The organism is Paenisporosarcina sp. P5_A11 (genome assembly GCF_056400705.1).
This window is the reverse complement of the sequence record NZ_JBFUKT010000022.1, coordinates 24676-31098: the sequence shown is the minus strand read 5'-3', so window position 1 is coordinate 31098 and position 6423 is coordinate 24676. Positions and strand designations below refer to the sequence as shown.

Here is a 6423-nt window from a genome sequence, read left to right as displayed (position 1 = left end):
GTCTTCATTACCTGCTTGTGTAGCAATAATATTTACATATGGAGAATCTGAAGATTCAATAGCGATTGAATCTTCTAACGGGTTTAACCCAGCATCGATTGCATAGTTTGAGTTAATTAAGACCGCATCTCCTTCTTMGTTTTGATACAATTGAACAAGAAGTGCCGCTTCGTATTCTGCATCGAATTCCAAGTTTTTTGGATTTTCAACGATATCTTTCACTTCAGCCGTTGTTTTATCAACACCTTCAGCTAATTTAATTAATCCTTCTGCTTCTAACATTGAAAGAACTCGACCATGGTCAGCAACTGAATTACTAATTAAAATCGTTGCACCTTCAGGAAGTTCTTCTAATGATTTATATTTTTTAGAATAAACACCGATAGGTTCAATGTGAATACCGCCAGCATTGACAAAATCATAGTTGTTGTCAGAGATTTGTGATTCTAAGTAGGGAATATGTTGAAAGTAGTTAGCATCTAAATCACCAGATTCTAAATCTTTGTTCGGTAAAATATAGTCTTGATATGTTTCGATTTCAAGGTCAATCCCTTTTTCTTTAAGCAATGGTTTCGCTTGTTCGAGGATTTCAGCGTGCGGAGTGTTTGATGCTCCTACTACTAATTCCTTGTTACCTCCAGAAGACTCTCCATCTCCACCACATGCTGCTAGTGTGATTGCACTTACCGATAATAAAATTCCTGCTACAAGTTTCTTCATGATTGTCTCTCCCTTTTCCTTAAAATATGTGATCGAGTTTTACTCGCAGGCACCAATTAACGCTTATCTGCTTTTGAAGTGAAGGCATCGCCAATCCATTGGATGATAAAAACAATAATTAAGATGAGAATCGTCGATACGATCGTTACATCTTCACGACTACGTTGGAAGCCATCTAAGAATGCCAAGTTACCTAATCCGCCAGCTCCAATAATACCTGCCATCGCAGTATACCCAACAAGCGCAACAGCAGTAACTGTAAGTCCTGAAAGTAATGCTGGAAGTGATTCAGGTAATAACACTTTCCAAATAATTGTCGTAGTCTTTGCACCCATTGAGCGAGCTGCTTCGATTACTCCTTTATCAATTTCACGTAAAGCAATTAACACCATTCGAGCATAAAATGGAGCTGCACCAATGATAAGTGCAGGTAATGCTGCATTTGCACCACGAATGGTATCAAGTAAAAACTTAGTAAACGGGATTAACAAAATGATTAGGATGATAAATGGGATGGATCTGAAGATGTTGACAAATGCACCTGTTAACCAATACACGATTTTATTTGCCCATAGTTGATGTGGACTCGTCAGAAATAGCAAAATACCTAGGGCAAGACCAATGACAAATGTGAATCCCGTGGCCATTGCAGACATATAAAGTGTTTCAAGTGTAGCTTCCCACATTTTTTCCCAATCAACATTAGGTAGAAGGTTTTCAATCATGTGAGATCACCTCCGTATGAACTTCTTGTTCATGTAAATAGTCAATTGCTTGATTAATCGCTAAAGTATCCCCATCAATTTGCAAATACAATGTTCCGTATGCACCATTTTGAGTTTGTGTAATATTACCTTGTACGATATTTACTTCGACTTGATATTGTTTAATGAGCCTTGAGAGTATAGGTTGTTCAGTTCGATCTCCAACAAACACGAGTTTCACGAGTTTGCCAAAAGGATATTGCTCGATAAGATGAGCAATTGTTTGACTGGCTTCTTCTGGACCATTAACTTGTGCTACAAAGCGTTTCGTAATGTCCTGTTGAGGTGTTTGGAAGATCTCGAGTACTGAACCCATCTCAACCACTTTCCCTGCTTCCATGACCGCGACGCGATGACAAATTTTGCGAATAACATGCATTTCATGTGTTATGAGTACGATTGTTAATCCTAAGCGTTTGTTAATATCCACAAGCAACTCTAGTATTTGATCCGTTGTTTCTGGGTCAAGCGCCGATGTTGCTTCGTCACAAAGCAATACCTCGGGGTTGTTAGCAAGTGCACGCGCGATTCCAACACGTTGTTTTTGTCCTCCAGATAATTGAGAAGGATATGCTTTTTCTCTCCCAGTTAATCCAACAAGTTCGATTAACTCTTTTACTCGTTCTATGCGTTTCGTTTTGCTAATTCCTGCAATTTCAAGTGGGAACGAAATATTATCTTCAACTGTTCGAGACCACAGTAAGTTAAAGTGTTGGAAAATCATGCTAACTTTTTGTCTTGCACTTCGAAGTGCTTGACCTGAGCTTGATGATATTTCTTGTCCGTTAACTGTTACACTTCCTGAAGTCGGTTTTTCTAAACCATTTAACAATCGAATTAATGTACTTTTACCTGCACCACTATAGCCGATAATGCCAAAGATTTCTCCTTGTTCAACAGTTAAATTGACATCATCTACAGCAATAAGTTGGCCATTACTTGTTATAAATGTTTTTGATAAGTTTTGTAATTGAATCATTTCTCTAGTTCACCTCTGAATTTAAAAAGTCCCCTCCGCAGAAAAGCAGAAGGGACTAATTGCATAGTTATATACGTTAGACCGTTCTCTCATCTGTCAAAGCAAAATACTTTGAGTGATTTGGCACCATTTCACAAATTTGTGACGGTTGCCGGGCTTCATCGGGCACTTCCCTCAGCCTCTCTTTATAAGAGTTTACGATATTAAGTTTTGGTTTATTGTTCCGACTGATAATGTAACACGTTCAAATGTGAACGTCAAATATTTTTTCTCAATCGATTGTAGAGATACGGCACTGAGTGGAAAGCGTAAATTTTTTCAGTGATTTGTCCATTCTCAGAAATTAATAAGCAAGGGACACTTTCAATTTGCTGGTCATCCGCTAAATGTTCTACAAAATTCAAATTCGCTTTGCCTATTTCCACATTTGGTAAAAGATCTTCCACCACATCCATCATTTTGGAAGCAATTTTGCAAGTTCCACACAAAGGAGTATATAGGTAATAGGCTGTAACATTAGCGTTTTGTGAAAAAGTTTCCCACTCAGTAATTGTCCATTCTTTCATTATATTCATCCTTTTAGTTTAAACGATAAATTGCGATCTCACTTCAATATTTGCTCCGAGTAAAATGCTCGCAATGATTTTCAAAGGGGTTGTCGCGACTTCACGATAAGTAACATCTGTATATAAATGCAAAGCCTCAGGAAATTCACGTTTAATAAGCGCACGTAGTTTCTCACCTGAACTATCAGCATCCACAAATATATACATTTCATCTTGCTCATAAGGAACAAGTAACTCTTCTAAACGAGATGCGCTGACCGTTCCGTTCGTACAAATAATTTCAATAGGTTCTGCTAGAACTTTTTGTATTCTTTGTTTATCTGAACGACCTTCTACCACGATTACTTTCCCTGAAAGCATGGGATCACTCCTTGCTAGACTCATTTATAAGGATATATTAAAAGACTTAAAAAAGCTGTTACCATACCTTTATCGTTACCTACTCGAAGCTTTTGATGCGCCTTTTAAATTCAAATTTATACTCTATATATGAAAAAAACGCCGAACACATGTCGGCGTTTTACTAACGTTTTACTCTTGTGTCATTTTTTCGTATTGTTCAGCAGTCATTAATGAGTCTACTTCTTTAACATCAGCAGGTTCGATAACAACCATCCATGCATTTTCATATGGAGATTCATTAACAAATTCAGGACTGTCTTCTAATTCACTGTTAACTTCTACTACTTTTCCACTGATTGGTGCATAAAGCTCTGAAACTGTTTTAACAGATTCAACACTGCCAAATGGTTCGTTTGTTTTAATATCGTCGCCTACTTGAGGAAGTTCAACGAATACAATATCACCAAGCTCAGATTGAGCGAAGTGTGTAATACCGATGCGTGCTTTCCCATCTTCAACTTTAACCCATTCGTGTTCTTCAGAGTAGCGTAATTCTTTTGGTGTGCTCATTAATAACCCTCCAAATATGTAATATATTCAACTTCAGTTTGACATAATCTTTCCCTAAAAACAAGAACAGATATTATCGTTTCCAGTTCTCAATAAAATCCGATTCTTTATATCCCAATGTAACTTTTGAGCCATCTGTAACGAGAGGTCTCTTAATTAACATTCCGTCTGAAGATAGCAATTCAAATTGTTCATCGTCTGACATAGTTGGAAGCTTATCTTTCAATCCAAGCTCACGGTATTTCATGCCACTTGTATTATAGAACTTCTTGAGTGACAGACCACTTGCCTCCACGATTTTTTTCAATTCTTCTATTGTTGGGGGTGTTTCTACAAGATGTACATCATGATATTCTAACCCTTCTGCATCTAACCAAGCTTTTGCTTTTCGACATGTTCCACATTTAGGATATCCATAATAGGTTATTGCCATTCTTCTTCAACCTCCTCGATTTAATTCATTTTACCAAAKAAAAATCCAAACGCCTCTCCAGAAGCGTTCGGATTTCTTAATTAAACGATATATTTTTCAGCATCAATTAATTTAACAGACGCTTCACGTTTTTTCGCGATCACGTTATAAGGAGTAGAACGTGTTAATTTACGAAGTGCAGATAGCATCATACGTAAGTTGTCACCTTCAACCGCTGCAATTAATGTTTCTTTCGCATCTTTTTCTATACATTCAAATGCTTCTTGACAGAAGATCTGTGTATATAAAAGTTTTTGGTTTGCTTTCTCAGCACCCACACGTTGGATGGCTTTTTCAGTACGAAGAACCGCTGATTCCATTGCGAATATGTTATTGACGATGTCCGCAATGTTTACTAGCACTTCTTGTTCTGTTTCAAGTTTTGTCCCATAACGTTGTGCAGCTAAACCAGCTGCTAATAATCCTATTTTTTTAGCATTTTGGACAAGCATTTTTTCTTGAGCTAATGGCGCATCTTCAATCTCTTCAGGCATCATCATCAACAACTCTTCTTGGAGTGCTTGAGCTTTTTGAAGAAGAGGTAGCTCTCCTTTCATTGCTTTACGCAAGAAAGTTCCTGGTACTAGTAGACGATTAATTTCATTTGTTCCTTCAAAAATACGGTTAATACGAGAATCACGGTAGATGCGCTCTACTTCGTACTCTTGCATGAAACCATAACCACCGTGTAATTGCACTGCTTCATCAGCAATATAATCTAAAACTTCTGTACCGAAGACTTTGTTGATTGAACATTCAATTGCATATTCTGCAATCGATGCTGCAATTGCTTTTCCGTCTTTTTGCTCATCTGCACTCAATTGACTCATACGATCTTCAAAGTAACCTACAGTGCGATAAATTAAACTTTCTGAAGCATAAAGTCTTGAAGCCATTGTCGCTAATTTTTCTTTTGTTAAATTGAAAGAAGAAATTGGCGTTTTAAATTGTTGACGTTGATTTGTATATGCTACCGCTAATTCAAATGCACGTTTTGAAGCACCTACTGTACCTACTCCTAATTTATAACGACCAATGTTTAAGATGTTGAATGCAATGACGTGACCACGACCAACTTCACCAAGTAAGTTTTCAGCAGGTACTTGAGCGTCTTGAAGAATTAATGTACGAGTTGAAGAAGATTTGATTCCCATCTTCTTCTCTTCAGCACCTACTGACACACCTGAGAATTCACGTTCAACGATGAAAGCAGTGAATTTGTCTCCATCAATCTTTGCATACACAACGAAAACATCAGCAAAACCTGCATTGGTAATCCATTGTTTTTCACCATTTAATACGTAATGCGTGCCTTCTGCATTTAGTTTAGCAGTCGTTTTAGCACCTAATGCATCTGACCCTGAACCTGGCTCTGTTAATGCGTATGCCGCGATTAACTCACCTGTAGCAAGCTTCGGTAAATACTTTTGCTTTTGATCTTCATTACCAAAAAGAACGATCGGTAATGAACCAATACCTACATGTGCACCATGAGTAATGGAGAATCCACCTGCGCGAGACATTTTTTCGGCAATTAGAGCTGAAGAAACTTTATCTAAAGCAAGACCACCATATTCTTCTGGAACGTCTGCACCTAGTAAACCGATATCTCCTGCAGATTTTAAGAGTTTGACAGAATGTTCAAATTCATGATTTTCCAGTTTGTCAAGAACCGGTACAACTTCTGATAATACGAAGTCTTCCGTTGTTTTCGCAATCATTTTATGCTCATCTGTAAAATCTTCTGGTGTAAATACACGGTCTAATGTTACATCTTCAACTAAGAAACTTCCGCCTTTAATCATGTTAGCGATTGTGTTTGTCATGTTTATCTTCCTCCTGTTTTTTAATCTATTTGTAGAACTTTTTGTTAGGCTCTATTAATCTATACTTTTAATTTCCGTTACAACGCCCTTCATGTTTCGAAGCTAGCGTAGCGATGCAACTCACTTCCATGTTTCGAAGCTAGCAAAGCGATGCAGAAACAGGCGGACGCTTTCCGCGGGCAGT

Annotated in this window: 8 protein-coding genes and 1 riboswitch; all 8 genes read right to left on the bottom strand. The window is 37.7% G+C overall.

Features of this window, described 5'->3' with window-relative positions; genetic code table 11:
• The coding region (locus tag AC1DOS_RS06185) for a MetQ/NlpA family ABC transporter substrate-binding protein (protein WP_477536791.1) at nucleotides 1-720 on the bottom strand (720 nt) is incomplete at its 3' end.
• 56 nt (nucleotides 721-776) lie between these two features.
• Nucleotides 777-1445, bottom strand: coding sequence for a methionine ABC transporter permease (locus AC1DOS_RS06180; protein ID WP_477536790.1), 669 nt, complete (start codon nucleotides 1443-1445; stop codon nucleotides 777-779).
• A complete protein-coding gene (locus AC1DOS_RS06175; RefSeq protein WP_108585120.1) occupies nucleotides 1438-2463 on the bottom strand; it encodes a methionine ABC transporter ATP-binding protein in 1026 nt (341 codons plus the stop codon). The genes AC1DOS_RS06180 and AC1DOS_RS06175 overlap by 8 nt, the downstream gene beginning before the upstream one ends.
• Nucleotides 2464-2549: 86 nt before the next feature.
• Nucleotides 2550-2657, bottom strand: a riboswitch (SAM riboswitch).
• Nucleotides 2658-2720: 63 nt separating this feature from the next.
• Nucleotides 2721-3029 (bottom strand): thioredoxin family protein, encoded by a 309-nt coding sequence (locus AC1DOS_RS06170; protein ID WP_477536789.1) that lies wholly within the window; start codon nucleotides 3027-3029, stop codon nucleotides 2721-2723.
• An 18-nt stretch (nucleotides 3030-3047) separates the two neighbouring features.
• Entirely contained in the window at nucleotides 3048-3389 is a 342-nt protein-coding gene (locus AC1DOS_RS06165) for a toprim domain-containing protein (protein WP_477536788.1), read from the bottom strand.
• 171 nt (nucleotides 3390-3560) lie between these two features.
• The gene (gene gcvH, locus AC1DOS_RS06160; protein WP_477536787.1) at nucleotides 3561-3941 is read right to left on the bottom strand and encodes a glycine cleavage system protein GcvH; all 381 of its coding nucleotides are present in this window, start codon (nucleotides 3939-3941) and stop codon (nucleotides 3561-3563) included.
• A 73-nt stretch (nucleotides 3942-4014) separates the two neighbouring features.
• On the bottom strand, nucleotides 4015-4374 hold the full coding sequence (locus AC1DOS_RS06155) for an arsenate reductase family protein (RefSeq protein ID WP_477536786.1): 360 nt from the start codon (nucleotides 4372-4374) through the stop codon (nucleotides 4015-4017).
• 80 nt (nucleotides 4375-4454) lie between these two features.
• Nucleotides 4455-6239: an acyl-CoA dehydrogenase family protein gene (locus tag AC1DOS_RS06150; protein WP_477536785.1), complete on the bottom strand. Its 1785-nt coding sequence runs from the start codon at nucleotides 6237-6239 to the stop codon at nucleotides 4455-4457.
• Nucleotides 6240-6423 lie beyond the last annotated feature (184 nt).